This is a genomic window from Brachybacterium sp. 107 (assembly GCF_052379725.1).
In the GTDB taxonomy this organism is placed as follows: Bacteria; Actinomycetota; Actinomycetes; order Actinomycetales; family Dermabacteraceae; genus Brachybacterium.
The window spans coordinates 52186-76850 of record NZ_JBQSYW010000010.1; the positions used below are offsets into that span (position 1 = coordinate 52186).

A 24665-nucleotide genomic window follows, 5' to 3' on the forward strand; every position below is an offset into this window, starting at 1 on the left:
TCGTCCGGAGTCCCCATGAGCAAGACGGCATCGACCGCACCAGCCACGACCGGCATCACCGACAAGATCCTCAACGGCGTGGAGAGGGCGGGCAACAAGCTGCCCGAGCCCTTCATGCTCTTCCTGGTCCTCTTCGCGGTCACCGGCATCGTGTCCACCGCGATGGCCTGGAGCGGCGTGGTCGTCTCCGTGCCCGGCGCCGAGGAACCCACCGTCATCAAGGGCTTGTTCACGGGGGAGGGCCTGACCTGGCTCACCACCACCCTCGGTGAGAACTTCATCGGGTTCCCGCCGCTGGTGACCGTGCTGCCGATCCTGCTGGCGATCGGCATCGCCCAGCACTCCGGACTGCTCGCCGCCGGGATCCGCAAGCTGTTCGGCACCTCACCGGCCTGGCTGCTGCCCTATGTGGTCGGGTTCGTCGGCGTGATCTCCTCGATCATGGCCGACACCGCCTTCGTGGTGGTCCCCCCGCTCGCGGCCCTCGTGTTCAAGGCCGCCGGCCGCCACCCCGTGGCCGGCCTGCTGGGCGGTTTCGCCGCAGCAGGCGCCGGCTACTCCACGAACATCTTCCCGACGTCGCTGGATGCGCTGTTCGCCGGCATCACCACGTCGGTGATGGGCGCCCTGCCCGGCTTCGAGACCACCGCGGTCAACCCGGTCTCGAACTGGTTCTTCAACATCACCTCGTCGATCGTCCTGGGCTTCGTCGCCGGGTTCATCATCGACAAGGTCCTCGAGCCGCGCCTGACCCGTCAGGGCATCAACCGCGACGAAGTCGCCGTCGAGGGCGCTGCCGACAGCGCCGAGAGCGCCGAACAGATGCGCGCCGCCCTCACCCGCGAGGAGAACAAGGGCCTGCTCGCCGCGGTGATCAGCGCCGTGGTGCTCACCGCGATCTTCCTGGTGGCGTTCCTGATCCCGGACTCCCCGTGGCGCAACGAGGACGGCGGCTTCCTGCCGAAGTCTCCGCTGCTGAGCTCGATCGTGTTCATCGTGGTCGCGTACTTCGTGGTGCTCGGCCTGGCCTACGGGATCGCCACGAAGACGGTGCGCTCCACCCGTGACGCCGTGGACATGATGACCGAGTCGCTCAAGGAGATGCTGCCTTTCGTGGTGCTCGCCTTCGTGCTGGGCAACTTCATCGCCCTGTTCAACTGGTCCGGCATCGGCACCTGGATCGCCGTGACCGGCGCCGCCGGGCTCGAGGGCGCGGGCCTGACCGGCTTCCCCGCCGTGATCGCCTTCATCCTGCTCGCCAGCTGCCTGAACCTGTTCATCATCTCCGGCTCCGCCATGTGGGCGATCATGGGCGCCGTGTTCGTGCCGATGTTCGCGCTGATCGGCTACGAGCCCGCCTTCACCCAGGCGGCCTTCCGTGTGGGCGACTCCGCCACCCAGGTCATCACCCCGATGAACCCGTACATGATCGTGCTGCTGGGCATGATCCGGAAGTACGAGCCGGGCGCGGGCCTGGGCACCCTGATGGCGCGCATGCTGCCGTTCGTGGTGCCGTTCTGGATCGTCTGGACGGTCATCCTGGGCGCGTTCTTCGTGTTCGACCTGCCCCTGGGCCCGGGCAACGGGATCTTCTTGGAGAAGTGACAGCCGCCAGGCAGGGGTCGCACCGGCTTCCGCTCGGGAGCGAGGTCATCTTCGTCGCGCCGATGTCGCTCCGCCCAGGCTGTCGAGGAAGGGGAGGAGTGTCTCGAGGAGCGCTTCGGGCTGATCGATGGGGATGATGTGGCCGCTGTCCTCGATGAGGATCTCCGTCAGGCTGTCCGTGATCGGCCGCAGCTGCCCGGCGAGGGCAGAGCCGACCGTCGCTGCCCCGATCGCCACCGTGGGCACCGTCAGCCGACCGGTCGCTGCGGCCTCCGCGAGCTGCTCGGACGACTCCGGAAGCGCCCGGTAGTACGCCAGCGCCCCGTGCAGGCCTCCGGGCCGTGCGTAGGAGGCGAGGAGCGGTGCCCGGATCTCCTCGGGCACTCCGCGCAGGGGCGCGCCCGTGGCCAGGAACCAGTTCACGTAGGCTGACTCGTTGCCGGCGAGGACCGTCTCGGCCAATCCGGGGACCAGGTGGAACCCGAACCACCACGGCGGGCCGGAGGCGAAGAACTCCTCGGCCCCGGGGAGCCGGCCCAGTGTTCCTTCCATCAGCACGACTCCCGTCACCCGTTCCGGACGGCGGAGGGCGAGCAGGAAGGCGGGCGCCACCGCAGCATCGATCGCCACCACCGGCGCGGAGGCAATGCCCAGCGCATCCAGCAGGTGCTCGACGTCGCCGGCCAGCGTCGAGGCGTCATACCGTCCTTCCGCCTGCGTGCTCCCGCCGAAGCCGCGCAGATCCGGGGCGATGACCTGGTGTGCAGCGGCGAGCTCCTCCATGACGGGTGTCCAGATGCGCCAGGTATGGGGGAACCCGTGCAGCAGAAGCACCGGCGGTCCCTCACCTGCTGTCGCGACGTTGATCTGGATCGTGCCGGCCATGATGAGACGCGTCGGTGACGTCCATGAGACCTCCTGGTCACCATTGGTTACCATGTCACCGTAGGTGGTCTTGTCAGAGACCAGAAGACGGCACTTCTCTCTCAGGTGGTGAGCTCCAGGTGACCGACCAGCAGCCGAACGCGGCCTCGACGGGCGCTGGGTCACGCGGAGGTGACCTGTTGGACCCGGACTGCCCCACCCGCCATCTGCTGGACCGGATCGGCACGAAGTGGACCTCGATGGTGATCAAGGTGCTGGCCGAGGCTGAGTCGGAGGAGATCCGGTTCGCGGAACTGCGCCGCCGGATCCCGGGGATCTCGCAGAAGATGCTCTCGAGCACGCTGCAGAGCCTGTCCAAGGACAGGTTGGTCGTGCGCCGTGTCGAGGATTGCGTCCCGCCTGCCGTGCACTATCGGCTCTCGCCGCTCGGACGGTCCCTGGAGGTACCGCTGTCCGCTCTGCGCACCTGGGCCGAGGCCAACATGGCAGCCATCGACGAGGCGGACGCCGTGAGCTGATCGCCGTGGCCGACGCGCTGGGCAGGACCGGCCGCGCGGCGGTTCAGAGTGGCCCGCCGTCGGCGGTGCCGCTCAGCTGACGATCGTGGCGTCGTCCCGCTGGGAATCCAGCAGGTGCTGGCGTGAGTAGCCCGTGATGCCGATCGTCTGCGCCCGCCCCGGATCGGAGACCAGGATGTTGCCGTCGGAGTCCTTGCCCTGGGCGACGACGAAGTGGCCGTAGTCGGCGTCCTCGCCGATCAGCGTCCCGTGATGGACGTGCAGGATCACCACCGATCCGCTCGCGGCGGCGACCACGCCCTCCTCGAACTGGGCGTGCGTGGCGGTGCCGTCGTTCTCGCGGATCCCCGTCTCGAGGTCCGAGAGGTAGGCGCCCCAGTAGTCCACGCTCTTGGCGGACGCATCGCCCTGCGGGGACAGGCCGCAGGCGACGCGCATGTCCTTGACCGCGGTGGCGTTGCCGCCCACGGTCGCGCCCTTCGCCCCGGAGACGTAGTGCGCGGGGGAGCGGCCGGCGGCGACCAGCGCGATCACGGCCGAGGTCGGACCGCAGTTCTCGCCCTCCCAGGGCCCGGTGCCGGTCTGATCGACGACGACGAGGTTGCTCGCGGCGTTCGCCTGGGCGGTCGCGAACAGGCCGGTCGTCGCGGCGAGGCCGACGAAGCCCAGTCCTCGCAGTGCCGTGCGCCGGCTGATGGGGGTGGTCATGGGGGTCGTCATCCGGGATCCTTCCGATGAATACCTGGCAGTCGTGACGGTGACGTCGTGACGGTGAAATCGTGACGGTGACGTCGTGACGGTGAAATCGTGACGGGGCGCGCCCGGGTCGCAGGTCGTCGTCCGTCTCGACCCACGCTGTGAGAGACCGGGGACCTGCCGCAAGACGTGCGTGACGTAGCACGCTGGGTGTCACGCGTAACAGGCGACGGGATCGGACCGGGGCGCCGGCTCCCCTGCAGGTCAGAAGGTTCAGAAGGTTCAGAACGATCAGAAGGATCAGAAGGATCAGAAGGGTCAGGCGGGGCAGGGGGCAGACGGGGCAGGGGGCAGGAGGCAGGTGGAGCCTGCGAGATCGGGGCGGACCCGGGGGAGCCCCGGCCCAGGTCGAGTCGTCCGAGTCGTCCGAGTCGTCCGAGTCATCCGAGTCATCCGAGCCGTCCACTCGTCGAGTGCGACCTTGACGCTGGCGTCCTGGGACCTTGAGATCCCGAAGGTCGCACTCGCCGGAGCGTTCCAGGGGGAGAGTGTTCACCCGCGCGGGGGAGGTGGGGCGGCGCCGATGGGCGAAGTCTCGGGACATGACCACAGCACCGAATCCACGCCCACGCCCCACGACACCGAGATCACGCCCCGGAATCACTACGGGCCCGCGCCTCCACGACGCTGCGGGCCCGCGCCTCCACGACACTGCGGGGCAGCACCCTCACGACGCTGCGGGCCCGCGCCTCCACGACGCTGCGGGGCCACGCCCCGATGACGCCGTGAGAGCAGCCCCCCGCTCCCTCCGGATCCTCCTGCTGGGCACGCTCAGCAGTCTGATCAGCGCAGCCCTCGGAATCCGGTGGCTCATGGCCCCGGAGGCCGCGCTCTTCACCGCGTCCGCCACGCCTCCTCCTCTGCTCGAGCTGCTCGGTGGAGGTCCGCTGTACGCCCTGCAGATCGTCGTGGCGCTGCTCGGGGCGGTGGCGGGGGTCGTCGGCCTGGCCCGTCGGCCTGGTCCTGCGCTGGCCGTGGCGGGCGGTCTGCAGGTCGCCCTGTTCGGCCTGGGCTTCGCGAGCTTCATGACGCTCGCACAGACCGGATACCTCATCGCCCTGTCGATGCCGATCCTGCTGAGCGCGATCGGTGTGCTGCTGGTCGTCCACGGAGGTCGGGCCCGGTGGGCGGTCGGCGTCCCGCTGCTCGCCCTGCTGATCGTGGGCGCCGTCGCCGGCGCGGGGACGATCGCCCATCTCGCCTCGATGATCCTGCCCAGCATGCTCGCCGTCGGCCCCCTGATCCTCGCCACCGCGCACTTCGTCGTCGCCGGCGCCCTCTGGGCCGCGATCTCCCTGCTCGCGCTGCGCGACACCGGGACCCTGCGCGCGCTGGGAGCGTGGACCGTGCGCCGGCGCCGGATCCTCACGCTCATCGCGGCCTGCGGACCCCTCCCGTACGCGCTGCTCCGCCTGACCTGGCTCACCCCGTGGCCGCTGCTCGGCGGGGACATGGCCGCTGGTGATCCCTCCATCCGGGTGTGGGGGCTCGCGCTCTCGACCGGGGCCTGGCTCGCCGTGCTCCTCACCCTGGGCCTGATCCGTCCGTGGGGCGAGGTGTTCCCGCGCTGGTTCCCCGCCGTCGGCGGGCGCGCGGTCCCGGTCGCCACGGCCGCGATCCCCGGGTTCACGGTCGCCGCCCTGCTGTGCTTCGCAGCGGTGCCGATCGTGCTCGGCGCCTCGTCGCTCGGTCTCGCCTCGGCGCTCGAGTTCGCGCTCGTGTTCCCCTGCTGGATCTGGGGCCCGGCGCTCGCGCTCGCCGTGTGGGGGTACGTCGGCCACCGCCGGTCGACCATCGACCCTCGCGCCGGAGGCCCCGCCTCGGCCAGGATGGGGGCGTGAGCATCCGACGGCAGGTCCGACGGCAGGTCCGACGGCAGGTCCGACAGCAGGGCAGCCGCTTCGCGTGGCTGATGACGGGCGCGGCGATCGGGACGACCGTCGTGCTCGTCCTCGCGCTCGTGGTCCCCGTGCCCCGCCAGCAGCTGCTGCCCGTCCCGCTCCTCCTGCCCGGTGTGCTGCTGGCGATCCTTCTGGGCGGCCTGCTCGGGCTGGTCCCCGGGGTGCGGGAGCTCGAGGTCACCGCCGCCCGCTCGATGCTCGGCGTCGACTCCGAGCTGGTGGTGCCCTCTCGGCCGGGCCTCGTGCACCGGGTGCAGGACGTGGTGTGGGTGCAGCTGCACCTGCTGCTGGGACTGCTGGTCGCGGCGTGTCTGACGATGCTGCTCCCCGCCTCGGTGCTCACCCTCGTCGAAGCGCTCCGCGGCGGGGAGAGCACCCTGGTGCCGACCGCGAGCACGGCGGCCGGACGGCTGGGCATCGCCGCCGCCGCGCTGCTCTCGGCCGTCATCGCCCTGACCGCCTTCCTCCCGCTCGGACGGCTCGCCGCTCAGCTCGCGCCACGGCTGCTGGGACCCACCTCCCGGGATCGTCTCGAGCTGGCCCTGGCCCGGATCGACCGGGAGTCCGAGCGCACTCGCATCGCCCGCGACCTGCACGACGGCATCGGTCACGCCCTCACCATCGTGAGCGTCCAGGCGGCTGCCGGCGGGCACGTCATCATCCGCGACCAGGACGCGGCCGCGCGGTCCCTCGCACAGATCGAGGCCACCGCGCGCGAGGCGCTGCTCGAGCTCGATGAGGTGCTCGCGGGCCTGCGCGACGAGGCGGCCGACGGGGAGGCGGCCGGTGGGGGAGCCGCGCCTCGCCTGGACCGTGTCCTCGAGGACCACCGTCGTGCCGGCCTGGATCTGCGCGCGAGCATGGAGGTCCCCCGAGGCCTGCCCCGTCTTCAGCACGAGCACCTCGCCCGGATCGTCACCGAGCTGCTCACCAACGCGCACCGCCACGGCGGCGCGGGTCCGGTGCGGCTGCGCATCGCCGAGGGGGCGAGGGCGATGGGGGAACGCCTCGTGATCGTCGAGACGTGCAACCCGCTGTCGGCGACGGCCCTGCGGGAAGATGATGCTCGCTCGGAGGTCTCGGAGGTCTCGGAGGTCTCGGAGGTCTCGGAGGGCTCGGCGGGACGGCGTGGAGGGCGCGGCCTCGCGGGGCTGCGGGAGCGCCTCGAGCTGTGGGGTGGCACGCTGGACGTCGGACCGTCCGACGGCAGCTGGCGCGCACGCGCCGAGCTCCCGATCCTCTCCGAGAGGCCCCGACATGACTCGTGAGTCAGACATGACCCGCGACCCGGTCCGCATCCTGCTGGTCGATGACGAGCCCCTGGTCCGCCAGGGCATGAGGATGATCCTCGACGCCGAGGACGATCTCGAGGTGATCGGCGAAGCGGATGACGGCGCCGACGCCGTGCAGCTCGCCCGACGTGACGCCCCGGATGTGGTGTGCATGGACGTGCGCATGCCCGAGATCGACGGGATCCGCGCCACGGAGCTGCTGCTGCGCCTCCCCGAACCGCCGAAGGTGCTGGTCGTGACCACCTTCGAGCACGACGGGCATGTGCTGGACGCGCTCCTGGCCGGGGCGTCGGGCTTCCTGCTGAAGCGTTCCCGCGCCGAGGAGATGGTGCAGGCCGTGCGCACGATCGCCCACGGTGACAGCCTGCTGTTCCCCGACGCCGTGCGCATGCTGCTGCAGCCTCGCGCGGCCACCGCGGCGTACACCGGTCCGGCGCTGACCCCGCGGGAGGCAGAGGTGCTCGAGGCCGTGGCCCGCGGGGCGAGCAACGCCGAGATCGCTGCGCAGCTGGTGCTCGGCACCGAGACCGTGCGCACCCATGTCGCCTCCGTGCTGCGCAAGCTCGGTGCCCGTGACCGCACGCAGGCCGCCGTCGTCGCCTACCGGACCGGGCTCGTCGAGCCGTGAGGTCGCGCCGCGCGACGCCTTCCGAGCGCTGCATGCTCGGCGATGCCTGAGCGCGCCTTGTCCTCTGCGCGGGCTGCCCGCAGGATGCCGGGATGAGCGACCTCGCCGCACGCCTCCGCGCCCTGCCCGCCTTCCCCGAGGAGATGCCCGATCTCGATCTCGACGCGCTGCCCGAGAACCCGACCGAGCTGTTCCTCGCCTGGTTCGAGGGGGCGATCGAGAGCGGTGTCCGCCAACCCCACGCGATGACGTTCCAGACGCTCCTGCCAGGCGGCGGACCCGTCGGCCGCACCCTGATCCTCAAGGACCTCGACGAGACCGGCTTCCAGATCTCCACGCGCAACACCTCGGCCAAGGCGCATCAGCTCGCGGACGATCCCCGCGCGGCCATGACCTTCTTCTGGCGCGAGAGCGGACGGCAGGTGCAGGTCACCGGCGTGGTCACTGCCCTCGGGGAGGACGTCTCGCAGCGGGACTGGCTCGCCCGCCCCACGTCCGACGGGACTCCGAACCCCGAATGGCAGGTCTACGCCCTGCAGCCGGAGCGGATCGAGTTCATGCAGGCCCGCGCGGATCGGAACCATGTGTATCTCAGCTACCGTCGAGAGGACGGCTCCTGGGACCACGCCCAGGGCCGATGACGGAAGGACGGCATGGCGAAAGCGCCCATCTTCTACCCGCGGACCCTGCAGCGCAGCGGCCTCGTCTTTCTCGTGGGCGGACTGGTGGCAACCGTCGTGCTCGCCCTTCTGCACGGCGGCATCTCCTGGAGCAACTTCGGTCTGCTCTACATGGTCGGCGGCGCCGCGATGATCATCATCGGTCGCGTGCTGGAGTCGCGAGCTCGCGGCCGGGATCGGGACGGGGATCGAGTTCGAGAACAGGATCGCTGATCACTGATCGTCAGCTCTGGGCGTGGTCCCGGTCGCGGACGAAGCGCCGGTGCGGACGGCCGTAGGCCGTGACGGTCCCGGCAGGGGCGAAACCGATCTTCTCCAGCACCCGCGCCGAGACAGGGTTCGCGACATCGGCCACCGCCACCAGACGCGAGATGTTGAGCGGTCCGAGTGCGGCGTCCACGCACAGCTGCGCAGCTTCCGTGGCCAGGCCCCGCCCCCAGGCGTCGCGGGCCAGGGTGTACCCGAGCTCGGTCCCGAACCGGGTGACCTCCAGCCCGGCGTCACCGATCAGGCTGCCGGTGCCTCGATCGATCACCGCCCAGAACGCGAAGCCGTGCTCGACCTGGTGGTGGCGGTAGTCCGTGATCATCTGCGCCGTCGTCCCCGGGCTGACCGCACCGCCCGCTCCCACGTGCCGCATCACCTCGGGATCGCCGTAGATCCTGTGCGCGGCTGCGGCGTCGGTCTGCTCGAAGGGGCGCAGCAGCACGCGCTCGCCGACCAGAGGGAAGGCGAGGGGCGTGCGGGACGTGCGGGATGCGCGCGGCATGAGGGCAGTGTGCGGTGCGCGGTATGTCGTGGTCAACGCGATGCGAGGGCGTCCCGTCGGGCTACCCTGACCGGGATGTCCCGCGCCGCCCTGCTCCCTCCCGTGCTGCTCGGCCTCGTGGTCCTGCTGCTCGCGCAGATGGTGGGCCTGGGCCTGTCGGCGCTGCTGGGCCTGCCCGTCCCCGGGGTGGTGCTCGGGATCGTGCTGCTGGTGGTGCTCGGTCTGCTGCGCCCCACGCGCGCCGTGCTGCGCGTCGCCGAACCGGCCGCGACCCCCTTGCTCGCGCACCTGCAGCTGCTGTTCGTGCCGCCCGGCGTCGGGATCCTGCTCGAGCTCGACTCCCTGGCGGAGAACGCGCTGCCGATCGCGCTCGCCGTGGGTGGCTCCTTCGTGGTGACGCTGCTGGTCGCCGGGACGATGCTGCAGGCGCTGCTGCGCCGCCAGGACCGTCGGCGGGCGACGACCGCACCTGCCGAGGGGCCTGGTCCCGACGACGGGCCCGGACTCGACGAGGGCACGGGGACGACCGACGGGCCAGACGCCCCGCAGGCGGGGGGCGCGGCCGCATGAGCACGCTCATCCACCTGCCGGTGTTCGGCCTCGCCCTCACCCTCAGCGCCTACCTCCTGTCCCTGTGGCTGTACCAGCGAACGGGGCGGCCCGGGCTGCTGTCCCCGGTGCTCGTCACGGTCGTGATCGTGGCCGGGGTGCTGCAGCTGACCGGGCTCCCGTACGCCGAGTACCTCGAGCAGGTGACCGTGCTGACGCTCCTGCTCGGCCCCGCCACCGTGGCCCTTGCCCTGCCGCTGCTGCGCAACGGCCGGGCGCTGGCCACGTCGGCCCCCGCCGTGCTGGCGACGCTGGTGGTGGGCGGCGCGCTGAGCGTGGCGCTCACCGTCGCGGTGCTGACCGGGTTCGGGGTGGGGGACAACCTGCTGCGCGCCGCCCTGCCCCGCTCCGTGACCTCGCCGGTGGGACTGTCGATCGCGGAGCTCCTCGGGGCGTCCGTGCCGCTCGCGGTGGTGCTCACCCTGATCTCCGGGGTGCTCGGGGCGGTCGTCGGCCCGGCGCTGCTGACCCTCGTGCGGGTGCGCGACGAACGCGCTCGCGGCTTCGCCATCGGCCTGACCTCCCACGGCATCGGCACCTCGCGCGTGCTCGCCGAATCCACCGTGTCCGGCGGCTGGTCCAGCGCGGCGATGGTGATGAACGCCCTGGTCATGACCGTTGTGCTGCCGATCGTAGCGGCGCTGGTCACCGGCTGAGGATCTGCAGATCAGTGGCCGCCGTCGAGCTTGCCGGACAGCCGCTCCAGGCGCTGGAGGCTGGCTCCGTCCAGGCCGATGATGCGGGCTTCCTTGCCGCGGGCGGAGTATTTCGACTGGATCGCGTCGAGGGAGGCGACGGTCGAGGCGTCCCAGACGTCGGCGTCGGTGAGGTCGACGATCACCGTGGTGGGGTCGCCCGCGTAGTCGAACTGGTAGACGAGGTCGTTGCTGGAGGCCCAGAACAGCTGGCCCGTCACGGCGTAGCGGCGGATGTCGACGGTGTCGTCGCCGTCCACGTCGGTCTCCCACACCTTCTCGATGCCGACCAGGTGAGCGACGCGGCGGGCGAACAGGATCATCGCGGCGATCACGCCGAGCACAACGCCGATCGCGAGGTTGTCGGTGGCGACGGTCGCGACGACGGTCACCAGCATGACCGCGGTCTCGGACCACGGCATCATCCGCAGCGTGATGGGGCGGATGCTGTGCCAGTCGAAGGTGCCCACGGAGACCATGATCATCACCGCGACCAGGGCCGCCATCGGGATCAGGCCGACGATGTCGCCGAGGGCGACTACCAGGATTAGCAGGAATACGCCGGCCAGGAAGGTGGAAAGGCGGGTGCGGGCCCCGGACTGCTTCACATTGATCATGGTCTGGCCGATCATGGCGCAGCCGCCCATGCCTCCGAAGAAGCCCGTGACCACGTTGGCGATGCCCTGGCCCCAGGTCTCGCGGGTCTTGTCGGAATGGGTGTCCGTGATGTCGTCGACCAGCTTGGCGGTCATCAGCGACTCCAAGATCCCGACCAGTGCCATCGCGAGGGCGAAGGGGCCGATGATCTGCAGGGTCTCGAGGCTCAGTGGAACGTTCGGGAAGAGCAGCTCCGGGAGCGACTCGGGCAGCTCGCCCTGGTCCGAGACGTTCGGCATCGTCCAGCCGGAGGCGACGACGGCGAGGGTGATCAGCAGGATCGCGACCAGCGGCGCCGGCACCATGGTGGTGAACCGCGGGAGCAGCACCATGATCGCGATGCCCGCGGCGACCAGGGGGTAGACGATCCAGGGGATGTCCTCACCGAGGAGGTGGGGGAGCTGGGCGAGGAAGATGAGGATCGCCAGGGCGTTGACGAAGCCGGTCATGACGCTGCGGGGAATGAACCGCATCAGCTTCGCGACGCCGAGGAGGGCGAGGACGATCTGGAGCACGCCGGCGAGGATGACCGTGGCGATGAAGTAGTCCATGCCGTGATCACGGGCCACCGGGGCGATGACCAGGGCGACCGCTCCGGTCGCGGCAGAGATCATCGCCGGTCGCCCGCCGACGATCGAGATCGTGACGGCCATGGTGAAGGAGGCGAACAGGCCGACCTGGGGCGGGACGCCCGCGATGATCGAGAACGAGATCGCCTCGGGGATCAGGGCGAGGGCGACCACCAGACCGCCGAAGATCTCGGTCTTGAGCAGTCGGGGGCTGCGCAGGGCGCTGCGCACCGTGGGCGGTTCCTGCTGGGAGTGCTGGGGCGCGCTGTCCGCAGGCGCCGTGCTGAGTGATGACACGTGGGGAGTCCTAGGGGAGAGGGCGGGCCCCGGAAGCACGGAACGTTTCCATGAGAGACCCGGCATGCAAACCTCACGTTACGTGAGAGTTGGCCGGGTTGACAGGGGGTCGTGCATCACATCCCGCGCGGTGCTGCTCGCCTGCTACTCGCTCGCCGAGTCGTCGTCGGGTTCACGCGAGGACAGGGACGGAGTCGTGGAGAGCTCGCGGAGACGGGTGAGGAATTCGTCTGCCATCTCGACCTTTCTCGCGAGCCGTTGGCGGCGCTCGATGGCGATCTCCTCGAACTCCTGGACCCGACGCCGGGCGTCCTCCGAGGCGCCGTGCGTGGCGGCGGCGTCAGTGGCCTCGAGCAGCTCGCGCATCTGGTCCAGCGTGAAATCCAGCGGCTTCATCCGACGGATCAGCAGGATCCGCTCCACGTCGGACTCCGAGTAGAGCCGGAACCCGCCGGCGGTGCGCTCCGAGGGGGTGATGAGGCCGATCTCGTCGTAGTGCCGCAGTGTGCGGAAGCTGAGGTCCGTGCGCTCCGTGACGGCGCCGATGTGCATCAGCTGTGGCATCTCCTCGTTCCCGCTCATCGCCCCAGTCTGCCCCACGCGAGGCCGGCGCATGGAGCTGCAGGGCCGTGACGCCGGTGGCGATCAGGGCGGTGCGAGCCAGGATCGTGTGCGACGCGACGACGCGGCGCACGACGATCTCCGAGGAGTTGGCGCCCGTGAAGCGCTGCGCGAGGTCATCGGTGATCGCGTGCAGAGCGTGATCGGTGCTGAGTAGCGACGGGGTCCCCCGCGAGGGTGTCGTGTCAGCCACCGAGGCCCGAGGGGGCGGCCGGTGCGTTCCGCGGCAGGAGGCTCGCGATGAGTTCCTTGACCCGGGTGCGGATCTCGCCGCGCACCGGGCGGACCTCCGCGACGCCTTTGCCGGCAGGGTCCACGAGCTCCCAGTCCTCGTAGCGCGTGCCGGGGAAGATCGGGCAGGCGTCACCGCAGCCCATCGTGATCACCACGTCGGACTCCTTGACCACATCGGTGGTCAGGATCTTCGGGCTCTGGGCTGCGATGTCGATGCCGACCTCGGCCATGGCTTCCATCGCGGCCGGGTTGACCTGGTCGGCCGGGGCCGAACCGGCGGAGCGGACCTCGATGGAGTCGCCGGCGAGATGGGAGAGCCAGGCGGCGGCCATCTGGGAGCGGCCGGCATTGTGGACGCAGACGAACAGGACACTGGGGCGAGCGGTCGTAGGGGGCTCCTGGGGGTGAGTGGCGGAGGGCGCAGGTCAGGAGAGTTCGAGGAAGGCGCGCAGCTCGGCGAAGGCCGACGGTACGACGGAGTAGTGGGCCCATCGCCCCTTCTGCTCACGGGTGAGCAGGCCGGCGTCGACGAGCTTCTTCATGTGGTGGCTGACGGTCGGCTGGCTGATGCCCAGCGGCTCGGTGAGATCGCAGGCGCAGACGTCGCCGCATCCCTGGGCCGCCACATGGGAGAGCAGCTGGAGGCGCGTCGGGTCCGAGAGGGCCTTGAGGCGCGATGCCAGGTGCTCCGCCTCGGTGGCATCGATCGGGCCGGCCCCGAGCGCGCAGCAGTCGAGCGTGGCGCGCTCGTCCGGTGCGCGCTCGCGCGATGTGCACGACGGCGCGGTGCTCTCCGGGAGCGGGATCGAGGGCGCGATCGAGGGGGAGGTCATGCGATCACCTTACATTGACGAATGTCTATACGGCAGGCTAGCGTTCGCATCGATGTTCGTCTATAGGAAGAGGTGGCCCCCGTCATGACGACGACCACAGCGCCCGGTGCGCCGACCCGCGTGGCCGGGGAGATGTCCTTCCTCGATCGGTTCCTGCCGGTGTGGATCATCGTGGCGATGATCCTCGGACTGGCCCTCGGCCGCTTCGTGCCCGGGCTGAACCAGGTGCTCGAGAGCATGTCCGTCGCCGGCATCTCCGTGCCGATCGCGATCGGGCTGCTGGTGATGATGTACCCGGTCCTGGCCAAGGTCCGCTATGACGAGACCCGCCGCGTGACCGCCGACCGCAAGCTCATGGTGCTGTCGCTGGTGCTGAACTGGATCGTGGGCCCCGCGATCATGTTCACCCTGGCCTGGCTGCTGCTCGCCGACCTCCCCGAGTACCGCACCGGACTGATCATCGTGGGCCTCGCCCGCTGCATCGCCATGGTCTTCATCTGGAACGACCTCGCCTGCGGCGATCGGGAGGCCGCGGCGGTGCTGGTGGCCATCAACTCCGTCTTCCAGGTCCTCGCCTTCGGGGCGCTCGGCTGGTTCTACCTCCAGGTGCTGCCCTCCTGGCTGGGGCTGCCCGTGACATCGGCGGAGTTCTCCGTCGGTGCGATCGTGCTCTCCGTGCTGGTCTTCCTCGGCATCCCCCTGCTCGCCGGCTTCCTCACCCGGGTGCTCGGCGAGCGGGCGAAGGGGCGGTACTGGTACGAGAACCGCTTCCTGCCCCGCATCGGCCCCTTCGCGATGTACGGCCTGCTGTTCACCATCGTGCTGCTCTTCGCCCTGCAGGGAGAGGCGATCACCTCCAACCCCTGGGACGTCGCCCGGATCGCCCTACCGCTGCTGGCCTACTTCGTAGGCATGTTCCTCGTCTCGCTCGTCGCCGCCCGCGCCGTCGGGCTGACCTATGCGAAGTCCACCACGGTGGCCTTCACGGCGTCGGGCAACAACTTCGAGCTCGCGATCGCCGTCGCGATCGGCACCTTCGGCGTCACGTCCGGGCAGGCGCTCGCGGGTGTCGTCGGCCCTCTGATCGAGGTGCCCGTGCTCGTCGCCCTGGTCTACGTGTCCCTCTGGCTGGGCCCGCGCCTGTTCCCCGGTGACACCACCGTCCCCGCCCGCACCACCGAGAAGGTCTCCGCATGAGCTCCCAGAACTCCGCCACGCCGTCCGTGCTGTTCGTGTGCGTGAAGAACGGCGGCAAGTCCCAGATGGCCGCCGCGCTCCTGCGCCACCACGCCGGAGACGCCGTCGAGGTGCACTCCGCCGGGACGAAGCCCGGCAGCGCGATCAACGCACTCTCTGCCGGCGTCGTCGCCGAGGTCGGCGCGGACATGTCCGCCGGATTCACCAAGCCGATCGACCCCGCGCTGCTGGCCCGCGTGGACCGGGTCGTGGTGCTCGGCGAGGAGGCCGTCGTCGAGTCGGTGCGGGGCATGGCGGGGACGATCACCACGTGGGTGACCGACGAGCCCTCCGAACGCGGGATCGAGGGCGCCGAGCGGATGCGCCTGGTGCGCGACGACATCGACGCCCGGGTGCGCACGCTCCTGGACGACCTCACGCAGACCTCGTCCTGACGTCCCGCACCCAGGAGACCACCGAGTCCACCACCGGAACCACCTCCACGCGCCCTCTTCCGGCGAGCAGGCCCACTCCCACCTCGAGAAGCACGGCAGCCCCGCTGCTCGAGGAACGGCAGCAGCCGTTCGGTGGCCGCACCGAACAGGCGTACGATTCCGCGCGTGCCACCACTCGGCCTCACCCCATCCCGCGCCGTCGACCGGCGTCCGCGCCCCGCTCGGACCGTCTTCCTGGCCTTCGCCGCCTGCGGTCTCCTCGGGACCCTCCTGCTCCTGCTCCCGTCGGCCTCCACGGGGGCCAGAGGAGCCACACTCGTGGAAGCCCTCTTCACAGCAGTCTCCGCCCTCTGCGTGACCGGGCTCATCGTCGTCGATACCCCCGTCTTCTGGACCACGTTCGGCCAGGTCGTGATCCTGGTGCTGATCCAGATCGGCGGCTTCGGCGTGATGACCTTCGCCTCCGTGATCGGCATCGCCGTGATCCGGAAGCTCTCCCTGCGCTCGAAGCTCACCGCCGCGGCAGAGGTGAAGAGCTTCGGCATCGAGGACGTGCGGACCCTCGTGCTCAGCGTCGTGCGGATCTCCCTGATGATCGAGGCGGTCGCGGCGGTGATCCTCACGCTGCGCTTCGCCCTCGCCTACGGCGAGACATGGGGCGACGCCGTGTGGCTCGGCGTCTTCCACGCGGTCTCCTCGTTCAACAACGCCGGGTTCGCGCTGTACAGCGACAGCCTCATGTCCTTCTCCGATGACCCGGTCATCCTTCTGACCGCCAGCGGTGCCACGGTGCTGGGAGGTGTCGGCTTCCCCGTGCTGATGCAGCTGAAGAAGCATCTGGGCACCGTGCGCCTCTGGTCGATGAACACCCGGATCGTGGTCGCTGCGACGCCGCTCCTGCTCGCCCTGGGAACCCTGTACATCACTGCTCTGGAGTGGAGCAATCCGGAGACGCTGGGAGGGATGCCGCCCCATCTGCGGATCCTGAACGGCTTCGCCATGTCCGCCCAGACGCGGACCGCCGGCTTCAACACCGTCGACACCGGGGCGATGGATCCCGCCACCTGGGTGGGCATGGACCTGCTGATGTTCATCGGCGGAGGACCCGCAGGAACCGCTGGTGGCATCAAGGTCACCACCTTCGCGGTGCTGTTCTTCCTCATGCTCGGCGAGCTGCGCGGCGCCGGCGCCGTCACCGTCTTCGGCAAGCGCCTCTCCCGGGCGGTGCATCGCCAGGCCATCACCGTCATCGTGCTGGCGGCCGGCCTCATCGTCGCCGCCACCATCGTCATCATGCTCCTGACCGACCTCTCGCTCGACGTGATCCTGTTCGAGGTGGTCTCGGCCTTCGCCACGGTGGGTCTGTCCACCGGGATCACGGCGGATCTCCCTGCCAGCGCGCAGCTGATACTCATCGTGCTGATGTTCATCGGCCGTCTGGGCCCGATCACGGCGGCCACCGGCCTCGCGCTGCGGCAGCGGACCCTTCTCTACGACCTCCCCAAGGAAAGGCCGATCATTGGCTAAGCGCAGGTTCTTCCGGTCCGTACCCTCCTCCTCCGTCACTTCGGCGAACGCGGTGGCCGTCATCGGGCTGGGCAGGTTCGGTCAGTCCCTCGCCCTCGAGCTCATGAAGGACGGCGCCGAGGTGCTGGGCATCGACGTGCGCGAGGACGTCGTCCAGGCCCTCAACGGGCAGCTGACCCACGTCGTCGCGGCCAATGCGACCAATGAGCAGGTGCTGCGTCAGCTGTCCGTCTCGGAGTTCGATCGGGTGGTCGTCGCGATCGGCAGCGACATCGAGTCGAGCATCCTGGTCACGTCGCTGCTGCTGCGCTTCTCGGTCCCGCAGATCTGGGCGAAGGCCGTCAGCGACGCGCACGGCCTGATCCTCGAGCAGCTGGGGATCCCCCACGTCGTGTACCCCGAGAAGGACATGGGTCGCCGCGTCGCCCACATCGTGCTCGGCAGCATGCAGGACTTCATCGAGATCGACACCGATTTCGCGATGGTCAAGACCGCGCTGAATCCCGAGTACGAGGGAACACGGCTCGGTGACAGCGGCATCCGCCGCAAGTTCGGAGTCACCGTCAGCTCCGTGAAGCACCGGAACGGGGCGTGGCAGCCAGCGACGGAGAACACCGTGCTCACGGAGGGAGACACCATCCTGGTCACCGGACCCACCCGGAAAGCCGAACGGTTCAGCAGATCGTCGTCCTGACCCGGAGATCCCCGAACCCATGACCCCGCGATCCTCGTCGTCAGAGGACCGCAGGGGTGTCGAGAACAGGTTCTCGGGGTCGCTGCAGCCTGGAGGACGCAGAAGCGCATGGCCTGACCACGACCAGGAATGGGAAGCGAGACCCCCTCATGACGTCGATCGCCGACCACGACGCCTGTATCGCGTAGGCGCCCGAACAGTTCCAGCCCTCTCTGCACCGGTTGCGCGAGATCCTGCGCCGCGTCCTGCCGGAGGCCGAGGAGATCGTCGCCTGCACCATGCCCGGGTTCACGATCGACGGCACGGTCGTGGCCAGCTATGCAGCGTTCAGCAAGCAGTGCGGGCTGTATCTGCGTCCCCACGCCCTGACCGAGCACGCCGAGGAGATCGCGGCCGCCGGTCTGAAGGCGACCAAGACCGGCATCACGTTCACCCCGCGCAAACCCATCCCGGACGACCTCGTCGAACGCCTCGTGCGGACCTCGCGACAGGGCGTCGAGGGCTGATGCCCCTCACGGCGCATCGGCGAGCGGGGGAGGAGACCCGTCGATCATCTCGTCATACCCGGCGCGGAAGTCGGGCACCTCGAGAGAGCCGAGCAGATCGAGGAGAGCGGTGCCGGCGAGCACGGTGCCGACGCCGGTATCCGGCTCCTTGCGCGGGGGCGCAGGCTTCCCGAGCCGCCGTGCGATGTGCGTGACGACCTCGCCGAGGGTCGACGGGACGCCGTCCACGGCGTGCAGGAGCTCCGGCGGATCGGGGGTGCCGAGCAGCGTCACGACCGCCCGGGCGAGGTCGACCTCGTGGATCCGATTCGTGTGCCGGCCGTGTTCGACAGGGCGCCCCTCAAGGACGGCCCTGATCAGGTGATCGCGCCCGGGCCCGTAGATGCCCGCCGGCCGCAGGACGCTCGCCCCGAACAGCTCGCGCGCGGCCTGTTCCCCGTCGAGGAGCACGTGGGCCCGCTCCGACCGGGGACGGGCGGGATCGGACTCGGTGAGCGGGCGGGAGGAGTCGTAGCCCTCGAGCACCCGGGTCGAGGAGACGAACACGGTGCGCCGGGGCGCCGCAGGGAGGGCGGCGGCGAGATGCTGCAGCGGTTCGCGATAGCTCGCGGCGACGGACGGGGTCAACGTGATGACCATGGTGTCGACCGCGGGCAGCGCGGAGGGGAGGGGCTCGCTGAGATCCGCGGTGATCGGCGTGAACGCGAGCGGCAGGGCGCTCGGGTCGCGGCGGAGTCCGGCGATCTCGCGGCCTCCGGCGACCTCTCTGTCTCCGTCGACCTCTCTGCCCTGGGCGAGCAGCAGCTCGCCCACGCGGATGCCGACGCGGCCGCAGCCGACGAGCAGGGTTGTTGCGCTCACGGTCGCCTCCTCCGGGGTGTTCGTCCGCGGGGGATCGTCTCTCGGTGACCTGACCGCCACCTGAGGCTCCACGTCCTCGGTCCCAGGTTCCACGGAACCCCGCTGAGTGCACAGAAAGATGCGGTCCGCGACCTCCTCCAAAAGTCGGGTGCGGTGCGCCGTGCACTCCGAAATAATGGACTGTTGCCGCCCTACCCGGGTCGTGTCGTGTCGTGTCGTGTCGTGTCCTGCCGTGCCGCGCTCGGGCTGCGGCTCGCTTCGCGGACAGGATCTGTCCGCCACTGCCCCTACCGTTGCTCCTGCCGCCGATCGCGGTGCGAGCACTGCCGTGCCCCAGCCTGATCCCTCACCAAGGACCCTCCATGCTCTGGACCGTCATCCGGCGACACCTCCGCCCCTATCTCCCGCACGTCGCCGCCGTGATCGTGCTGCAGCTCGCGACCGTGCTGGCCACGCTGTACCTGCCCAGCCTCAACGCGGACATCATCGACAACGGCGTGGCCACGGGCGATACCGACTACATCTGGCGCATCGGCGGAGTCATGCTGATCGTCGCGATGGTGCAGGTCATCACGGCAGTGATCTCCGCCTGGTTCGGGGCACGCGTGGCGATGGGCATGGGGCGGGACATCCGCCGCTCCATCTACACCCGCGTGGACCGCTTCTCCACCGAGGAGATGGGACGCTTCGGCGCCCCCACGCTGATCACCCGCGGCACCAACGACGTGCAGCAGGTGCAGATGCTCGTGCTGATGACGCTGAACTTCATGGTCATGGTGCCGATCATGTCCATCGGCGGGATCGTCATGGCGATCCAGGAGGACCCCGGCCTCTCCTGGCTGGTGTGGGTGGCCGTCCCGGTGCTGATGGTCATCGTGGGCCTGCTGGTCACGAAGCTCATGCCGCTGTTCCAGCGCATGCAGGACAACATCGACTCGATCAACTCCGTGATGCGAGAGCAGATCATGGGCATCCGCGTGGTGCGGGCCTTCGTGCGCGAGAAGCACGAGACTGCCCGCTTCGAGGACGCCAATGCGACTCTCACCGACACCTCGGTGCGGATCGGCCGGCTGTTCGTGATCATGGGCCCGGCGATCACCGTGGTGCTGCACCTGGCCACCGCCGCCGTGCTCTGGTTCGGCGGTCACCGCGTGGATGCGGGGCTCGTGCAGGTCGGCTCGCTGACCGCCTTCATGCAGTACCTGCTGCAGATCCTCATGGCGGTCATGATGGGCACCTTCATGTTCATGATGTTCCCGCGCGCGATCATCAGCGCCCGCCGCATCGGCGAAGTCCTCGAGACCACGCCCACCCTCGCCGAGAGCTCCCGTCCCGTCTCCCTGGATCGGGCCGGCGGCGGTGCGACGGTCGAGTTCCGCGATGTCACCTTCTCCTATCCGGGCGCCGAGGCCGCCGTGCTCGACGGCGTCTCCTTCGCCGCCGAGGCGGGCCGCACCACGGCGATCATCGGCTCCACCGGCTCGGGGAAGACCACGCTGATCAATCTCATCCCGCGCCTGCACGACGCGACCGGCGGCCAGGTGCTGCTGGACGGGGTGCCGGTCACCGACCTCTCCCGCGCCACGATCTCCGCGACCGTCGGCCTCGTGCCCCAGAAGCCGTACCTGTTCTCCGGCACCATTGCGCACAACCTGCGCTTCGGTGATCCGACGGCCGACGACGACGAGCTGTGGCGGGCGCTCGACATCGCCCAGGCCACCGAGTTCGTCGCCGACCGCACGACCGGCGAGGGGGAGGGCGTGACGAAGGGCCTGGAATCCCTCGTCTCCCAGGGCGGCACCAACGTCTCCGGCGGGCAGCGCCAGCGCCTGTGCATCGCCCGCACCCTGGTGGCCCGGCCCCGGGTGTTCGTCTTCGACGACTCCTTCTCCGCCCTCGACGTCGCCACCGACGCCGCGGTGCGCGCCGGGCTCGATGCGCACACCGAGGGGGCGACGCGGATCGTCGTCGCCCAGCGCATCTCCAGCATCACCGGCGCCGACCAGATCCTCGTGCTCGACGAGGGCCGGATCGTGGGCCGCGGGACCCACGAGGAGCTGCTGGAGTCCAGTGAGACCTACCGGGAGATCGTCGATTCCCAGATCACCGTGGAGGAGCCGGCATGAGCGCCGCGAAGAAGCAGGGAGAGAACGTGACGGATCCGGCCGACGGGGCGACGCCGCGATCCGGGGCGGCCGCCGCAGACCTCACCGAGGCCGAGATCCTCGAGATGCAGGACTCCATGAGCGGCGAGTGGGGCGACTCCGCGCCGCGCAAGGCCAAGGCGTTCTGGCCCTCCGCGATGCGTCTGGCCGGAACCTTCGCCGACCACAAGCTCAGCCTCGGGATCGTGCTGGCCTTCGGGATCATCTCCACGGCGCTGACCGTATGGGCGCCCTCGATCCTCGGCGACGCGATGGACGTCATCTTCGACGGGGTCCGCACCGGGAACGGCGTCGACTTCCCGGCGCTGGGCCGGCTGCTGCTGATCGTGCTGGGCATGTACCTCGTGGCGGCCCTGTTCGACTGGCTGCAGGGGCGGCTGCTCAACGACGTGGTCATGCGCATCGTGTACCGCCTGCGCGAGAAGATCGAGGCGAAGGTCAACCGTCTTCCCCTCTCGTACTTCGACACCCGCCAGCGCGGTGACCTGCTCTCGCGCACCACCAACGACGTCGACAACGTGCAGACCGCCCTCCAGCAGGCCTTCGCCTCCCTGGTCTACGCGGTGCTCACCATCGTGGGGATCACCGCGATGATGTTCTACCTCTCCTGGCAGCTGGCCGTGATCGCCCTGGTGGCCCTGCCGGTCTCCGGCGTGGTCATCGGCTTCATCGGATCGAAGTCGCAGAAGCTGTTCACCGCGCAGTGGCGCAACACCGGACGGCTGAACGGCCACGTCGAGGAGTCCTTCACCGGCCACGACCTGGTCACCGTGTTCGACCGCCAGGACTCGATGCTCGAGCAGTTCGATACGCGCAACGAGGAGCTGTACGAGGCGTCCTTCAAGGCCCAGTTCTACTCCGGCATGATCATGCCGATCATGCAGTGGGTGACCTACCTGGGCTACGTGGGGATCGCCGTGGTGGGCGGTCTGCGGATCGCCAGCGGGCAGCTCAGCCTCGGCCAGGTGGTCGCCTTCATCCAGTACTCGCGCGAGTTCAACGCGCCGCTGGGCGAGGTGGCCGGGATGGCGAACATGCTGATCTCCGGCGTGGCGTCGGCCGAGCGGATCTTCGAGCTGCTGGATGCCGAGGAGCAGGAGGCCGACGGGGAGATCACCGCCCCGGACGCTGCTCCCGACAGTGCCGCCGCTGCTCCCGACGGGTCCGCCACTCTCGACGGTCCCGTCACCGACGGTGCGCTCCCACGCCGCCGCATCGAGCGAGCCGAACTCACCGCCCCCACCCGCGGGCGCATCGAGTTCGACCACGTCGCCTTCTCCTACACGGCCGACAAGCCGCTGATCAGGGACCTCACCCTGGTCGCCGAACCCGGCCAGACGATCGCGATCGTGGGACCCACCGGCGCGGGCAAGACCACTCTGGTCAACCTGATCATGCGGTTCTACGAGATCGACGGCGGCGAGATCCGACTCGATGGCGTGGACATCCGTGCCCTGGACCGCGGCGCGGTGCGCAGCCAGGTGGGCATGGTGCTGCAGGATGCCGTGCTGTTCGGCGGCACGATCCGCGAGAACATCCGCTACGGGCGCCTGGACGCGAGTGACGATGAGGTGATCGCGGCGGCGACCGCCACCTTCGTGGACCGATTCGTGCACACCCTGCCCGAGGGCTACGACACCGTGATCGAGGACGAGGGCGCGAACATCTCCGCCGGTGAGCGGCAGCTGATCACCATCGCCCGCGCCTTCCTCGCGAATCCGGCGCTGCTGATCCTCGACGAGGCCACCTCCTCGGTGGACACCCGCACCGAGGTCCTCGTGCAGGAGGCGATGGCGGCGCTGCGCACCGACCGCACCAGCTTCGTCATCGCCCACCGGCTCTCCACCATCCGCGACGCCGACGTGATCCTCGTGATGGAGCACGGCGACATCGTCGAGCAGGGCGATCACGACGCGCTGCTCGAGGCCGAGGGTGCCTACCACCGGCTCTACTGGTCGCAGTTCGCCGGCGGTGTGGATCCCGACGCGGAGGACGCCGTGCTGGCGGGCTCCGCAGCCGTCACCGGCGAGGTGGCCGCCGTGGCCGGCGAGGCGCCCGACACCCCGGACGGCCCCGCTCACGCCTAGCCAGGCGCCCGACACCCCGGACGGCCCCGCTCACGCCTAGCCAGGCGCCCGACACCCCGGACGGCCCCGCTCACGCCTAGCCAGGTGCTGCCCCGGCGAGCTGTACCTCGCGCTGCCCGGTCACGGATTCCTCGCCTGGGCTCACGTTCTGTACCCCCGACCCCGGCACGCGTCCCCCGCCTGGGGTGCAGGGCCAGCGGGGCAAAGTTGGGGGAATGAGCTCGCCATTCCCCCAACTTTGCCCCGCTGGCAATCGGTTATCGGTAGTCGGCAGCCGTGGCCGTGGCAGTGGCTGTGGCCGCGATCGTGGTCGCGGGGCATGGTGGCTGCGTCGGATTCGCTGGGGCGTGGGGCGTGGGGCGTGGGGCGTGGGGCGTGGGACATGGGACACGAGGCGGGGAGCACGAGGACCGGGGAGCTCAGCGACCGGTGCTCTGTGGTCTGGACCACTCGCGGGGAGTAGCGTCGGAGCATGGACATCACGATCGTCGGCGGCGGGGTCTGCGGCCTCGCGGTGGCCCATGAGCTCGCCCCCGATCATCGCGTCACCGTGCTGGAGTCCTCCCCGGGACCGCGCGGCGGCGGGTACATGATCGACTTCTTCGGCCCCGGGTTCGTCGCCGCGGAGCGGATGGGCGTGATCGAGGAGCTCCGCCTGCGCGGGCACGTGTTCGACGGGGTCCGCTACGGCCTGCCGGACGGCTCCGAGAGCGGCACGATCGATGCCGCCCCGCTGGTCGAGGCGGCCGGCGGGCGATACTTCTCGATCCTCCGTCCCGAGGTCGAGCTCGGGCTGCTCGCCCAGCTCCCGGACGCCGTGGACCTCCGTTACGGGACCCGCGTGGTCGAGGTGCACGACGTCGGCCCGGAGCGCGCGGCGGTCAGCACTGCGCAGGGCGAGGTGCTCGAGTCCGATCTGGTGGTCGCCTGCGACGGCGTGCGCTCGCCGGTGCGCGAGCACGTCGCTCCCGGCCATGGCTCGATCCTGCCGATGGGGTACCGCGCCGCCAGCTACCTCTTCGAGGATCGGCAGCTGGCCCGCGAGCTGGGGGAGCGGATGCTCATGTCCGACTCGATCCAGCGGGTGGGCTGGCTGTATGCGGCCGACGTCGATCAGGTGGGCGTCATGTTCGCCGAGCGCGTCGACCGCCATGACACGGAGCGTCCCGTCCCGGACCCCGATCGTCTGCGTCGGCGATTCAGCGGACTGCATCCGCAGATCGACCGGGCTCTCACCCACGTCCCGGACTCCTTCTACGACGATCTCGTGGCCCAGAGCCATGCGCCGCGCTGGAGCCGCGGACGCGTGGTACTCGCCGGGGACGCCGCCCACGCGCCGTCGCTGCTCGCCGGGCAGGGGACCTCCCTCGCGATCGCCGGTGCCGAGGCGCTGGCCCGGAGCCTGCGGGCTGCCGGTCCGCACGTCGAGGTGGGCCTGGCGGAGTACGAGCGCCGGTGGCGGCCGACGGTGGAGAGGGTGCGGCGCTCCGGTCGCCTCAGCGCATCGGCCTTCATCCCAGCCACCACGTTCCAGCTGCGCCTGCAGCAGGTGGGGCGTCGCGCGATCGGCCTGCCCGGCGTGAGCCGCCTGCTCAGCCGCCAGTTCGTCGCCGCCTGAGACACGCTCACCCCAGAGGTGGGCGCC

General features: G+C 70.1%; 25 protein-coding genes and 1 pseudogene. 17 read left to right on the plus strand and 9 right to left on the minus strand.

Annotation, left to right across the window (positions count from 1 at the left end; genetic code table 11):
• Positions 1-15 precede the first annotated feature (15 nt).
• Positions 16-1605: an AbgT family transporter gene (locus ACT3UL_RS12145; RefSeq protein ID WP_444578491.1), complete on the plus strand. Its 1590-nt coding sequence runs from the start codon at positions 16-18 to the stop codon at positions 1603-1605.
• Between the two features lie 45 nt (positions 1606-1650).
• Here ACT3UL_RS12145 and ACT3UL_RS12150 read toward each other — a convergent pair whose 3' ends face one another.
• Positions 1651-2544 carry an alpha/beta fold hydrolase gene (locus ACT3UL_RS12150; RefSeq protein ID WP_444578492.1) on the minus strand — a complete coding sequence of 298 codons (894 nt, stop codon included), beginning with the start codon at positions 2542-2544 and terminating at the stop codon, positions 1651-1653.
• A 65-nt stretch (positions 2545-2609) separates the two neighbouring features.
• Here ACT3UL_RS12150 and ACT3UL_RS12155 point away from each other — a divergent pair, with 65 nt between their 5' ends.
• Complete coding sequence (locus ACT3UL_RS12155) at positions 2610-3008, plus strand: winged helix-turn-helix transcriptional regulator (RefSeq protein WP_444578494.1); 399 nt, start codon at positions 2610-2612, stop codon at positions 3006-3008.
• Between the two features lie 72 nt (positions 3009-3080).
• Here ACT3UL_RS12155 and ACT3UL_RS12160 read toward each other — a convergent pair whose 3' ends face one another.
• Entirely contained in the window at positions 3081-3728 is a 648-nt protein-coding gene (locus ACT3UL_RS12160; protein WP_444578495.1) for a hypothetical protein, read from the minus strand.
• 761 nt (positions 3729-4489) lie between these two features.
• Here ACT3UL_RS12160 and ACT3UL_RS12165 point away from each other — a divergent pair.
• The 5 genes from ACT3UL_RS12165 to ACT3UL_RS12185 all read left to right on the plus strand — a co-directional run bounded on the left by ACT3UL_RS12165 (position 4490) and on the right by ACT3UL_RS12185 (position 8478).
• The gene (locus ACT3UL_RS12165) at positions 4490-5605 is read left to right on the plus strand and encodes a hypothetical protein (protein WP_444578496.1); all 1116 of its coding nucleotides are present in this window, start codon (positions 4490-4492) and stop codon (positions 5603-5605) included.
• Positions 5602-6933, plus strand: a complete 1332-nt coding sequence (locus tag ACT3UL_RS12170) for a sensor histidine kinase (protein WP_444578498.1) — start codon at positions 5602-5604, stop codon at positions 6931-6933. Before ACT3UL_RS12165 ends, ACT3UL_RS12170 begins: the two co-directional genes overlap by 4 nt.
• Positions 6923-7585 (plus strand): response regulator, encoded by a 663-nt coding sequence (locus tag ACT3UL_RS12175; RefSeq protein ID WP_444578499.1) that lies wholly within the window; start codon positions 6923-6925, stop codon positions 7583-7585. The genes ACT3UL_RS12170 and ACT3UL_RS12175 overlap by 11 nt, the downstream gene beginning before the upstream one ends.
• A gap of 92 nt (positions 7586-7677) precedes the next feature.
• Positions 7678-8226, plus strand: a complete 549-nt coding sequence (locus ACT3UL_RS12180; protein WP_444578500.1) for a pyridoxine/pyridoxamine 5'-phosphate oxidase — start codon at positions 7678-7680, stop codon at positions 8224-8226.
• Between the two features lie 12 nt (positions 8227-8238).
• Positions 8239-8478 (plus strand): hypothetical protein, encoded by a 240-nt coding sequence (locus tag ACT3UL_RS12185; RefSeq protein ID WP_444578501.1) that lies wholly within the window; start codon positions 8239-8241, stop codon positions 8476-8478.
• Between the two features lie 10 nt (positions 8479-8488).
• Here ACT3UL_RS12185 and ACT3UL_RS12190 read toward each other — a convergent pair whose 3' ends face one another.
• Entirely contained in the window at positions 8489-9034 is a 546-nt protein-coding gene (locus tag ACT3UL_RS12190) for a GNAT family N-acetyltransferase (protein WP_444578503.1), read from the minus strand.
• A 75-nt stretch (positions 9035-9109) separates the two neighbouring features.
• On the opposite strand from ACT3UL_RS12190, the gene ACT3UL_RS12195 reads away from it, so the two are divergent.
• Both ACT3UL_RS12195 and ACT3UL_RS12200 read left to right on the plus strand, forming a co-directional pair.
• Complete coding sequence (locus ACT3UL_RS12195) at positions 9110-9604, plus strand: CidA/LrgA family protein (protein WP_444578504.1); 495 nt, start codon at positions 9110-9112, stop codon at positions 9602-9604.
• Entirely contained in the window at positions 9601-10299 is a 699-nt protein-coding gene (locus ACT3UL_RS12200) for an LrgB family protein (protein WP_444578505.1), read from the plus strand. Before ACT3UL_RS12195 ends, ACT3UL_RS12200 begins: the two co-directional genes overlap by 4 nt.
• A gap of 11 nt (positions 10300-10310) precedes the next feature.
• Here ACT3UL_RS12200 and ACT3UL_RS12205 read toward each other — a convergent pair whose 3' ends face one another.
• The 5 genes and pseudogenes from ACT3UL_RS12205 to ACT3UL_RS12225 form a co-directional block, all read right to left on the minus strand.
• Positions 10311-11927 (minus strand): SulP family inorganic anion transporter, encoded by a 1617-nt coding sequence (locus tag ACT3UL_RS12205; protein ID WP_444578506.1) that lies wholly within the window; start codon positions 11925-11927, stop codon positions 10311-10313.
• Between the two features lie 78 nt (positions 11928-12005).
• Positions 12006-12443: a MerR family transcriptional regulator gene (locus ACT3UL_RS12210; protein WP_444578508.1), complete on the minus strand. Its 438-nt coding sequence runs from the start codon at positions 12441-12443 to the stop codon at positions 12006-12008.
• 100 nt (positions 12444-12543) lie between these two features.
• Positions 12544-12675 (minus strand): annotated as a pseudogene (locus tag ACT3UL_RS12215) (hypothetical protein); the annotation flags it as partial.
• On the minus strand, positions 12668-13084 hold the full coding sequence (locus tag ACT3UL_RS12220; RefSeq protein WP_444578587.1) for an arsenate reductase ArsC: 417 nt from the start codon (positions 13082-13084) through the stop codon (positions 12668-12670). The gene ACT3UL_RS12220 and the pseudogene ACT3UL_RS12215, both read right to left, overlap by 8 nt.
• 57 nt (positions 13085-13141) lie before the next feature.
• Positions 13142-13549 carry an ArsR/SmtB family transcription factor gene (locus ACT3UL_RS12225; protein WP_444578509.1) on the minus strand — a complete coding sequence of 136 codons (408 nt, stop codon included), beginning with the start codon at positions 13547-13549 and terminating at the stop codon, positions 13142-13144.
• An 84-nt stretch (positions 13550-13633) separates the two neighbouring features.
• On the opposite strand from ACT3UL_RS12225, the gene arsB reads away from it, so the two are divergent.
• The 5 genes from arsB (at position 13634) to ACT3UL_RS12250 (ending at position 17907) form a co-directional block, all read left to right on the plus strand.
• The gene (gene arsB / locus ACT3UL_RS12230; RefSeq protein ID WP_444578511.1) at positions 13634-14746 is read left to right on the plus strand and encodes an ACR3 family arsenite efflux transporter; all 1113 of its coding nucleotides are present in this window, start codon (positions 13634-13636) and stop codon (positions 14744-14746) included.
• Positions 14743-15180, plus strand: a complete 438-nt coding sequence (locus ACT3UL_RS12235; RefSeq protein WP_444578512.1) for an arsenate-mycothiol transferase ArsC — start codon at positions 14743-14745, stop codon at positions 15178-15180. The genes arsB and ACT3UL_RS12235 overlap by 4 nt, the downstream gene beginning before the upstream one ends.
• A gap of 165 nt (positions 15181-15345) precedes the next feature.
• Positions 15346-16707, plus strand: a complete 1362-nt coding sequence (locus ACT3UL_RS12240) for a TrkH family potassium uptake protein (RefSeq protein ID WP_343926684.1) — start codon at positions 15346-15348, stop codon at positions 16705-16707.
• Positions 16700-17401 carry a potassium channel family protein gene (locus ACT3UL_RS12245; RefSeq protein ID WP_444578514.1) on the plus strand — a complete coding sequence of 234 codons (702 nt, stop codon included), beginning with the start codon at positions 16700-16702 and terminating at the stop codon, positions 17399-17401. The genes ACT3UL_RS12240 and ACT3UL_RS12245 overlap by 8 nt, the downstream gene beginning before the upstream one ends.
• A gap of 212 nt (positions 17402-17613) precedes the next feature.
• The gene (locus tag ACT3UL_RS12250) at positions 17614-17907 is read left to right on the plus strand and encodes an iron chaperone (RefSeq protein ID WP_444578588.1); all 294 of its coding nucleotides are present in this window, start codon (positions 17614-17616) and stop codon (positions 17905-17907) included.
• 6 nt (positions 17908-17913) lie between these two features.
• On the opposite strand, the gene ACT3UL_RS12255 is transcribed toward ACT3UL_RS12250, so the two are convergent.
• A complete protein-coding gene (locus ACT3UL_RS12255) occupies positions 17914-18768 on the minus strand; it encodes an SDR family NAD(P)-dependent oxidoreductase (protein ID WP_444578516.1) in 855 nt (284 codons plus the stop codon).
• Between the two features lie 362 nt (positions 18769-19130).
• On the opposite strand from ACT3UL_RS12255, the gene ACT3UL_RS12260 reads away from it, so the two are divergent.
• From ACT3UL_RS12260 to ACT3UL_RS12270, 3 genes are all read left to right on the plus strand, one after another.
• Positions 19131-20894, plus strand: coding sequence for an ABC transporter ATP-binding protein (locus ACT3UL_RS12260; RefSeq protein WP_444578517.1), 1764 nt, complete (start codon positions 19131-19133; stop codon positions 20892-20894).
• Positions 20891-23020 (plus strand): ABC transporter ATP-binding protein, encoded by a 2130-nt coding sequence (locus ACT3UL_RS12265; RefSeq protein ID WP_444578519.1) that lies wholly within the window; start codon positions 20891-20893, stop codon positions 23018-23020. The genes ACT3UL_RS12260 and ACT3UL_RS12265 overlap by 4 nt, the downstream gene beginning before the upstream one ends.
• Before the next feature lie 472 nt (positions 23021-23492).
• A complete protein-coding gene (locus ACT3UL_RS12270; protein WP_444578520.1) occupies positions 23493-24638 on the plus strand; it encodes an FAD-dependent monooxygenase in 1146 nt (381 codons plus the stop codon).
• Positions 24639-24665 lie beyond the last annotated feature (27 nt).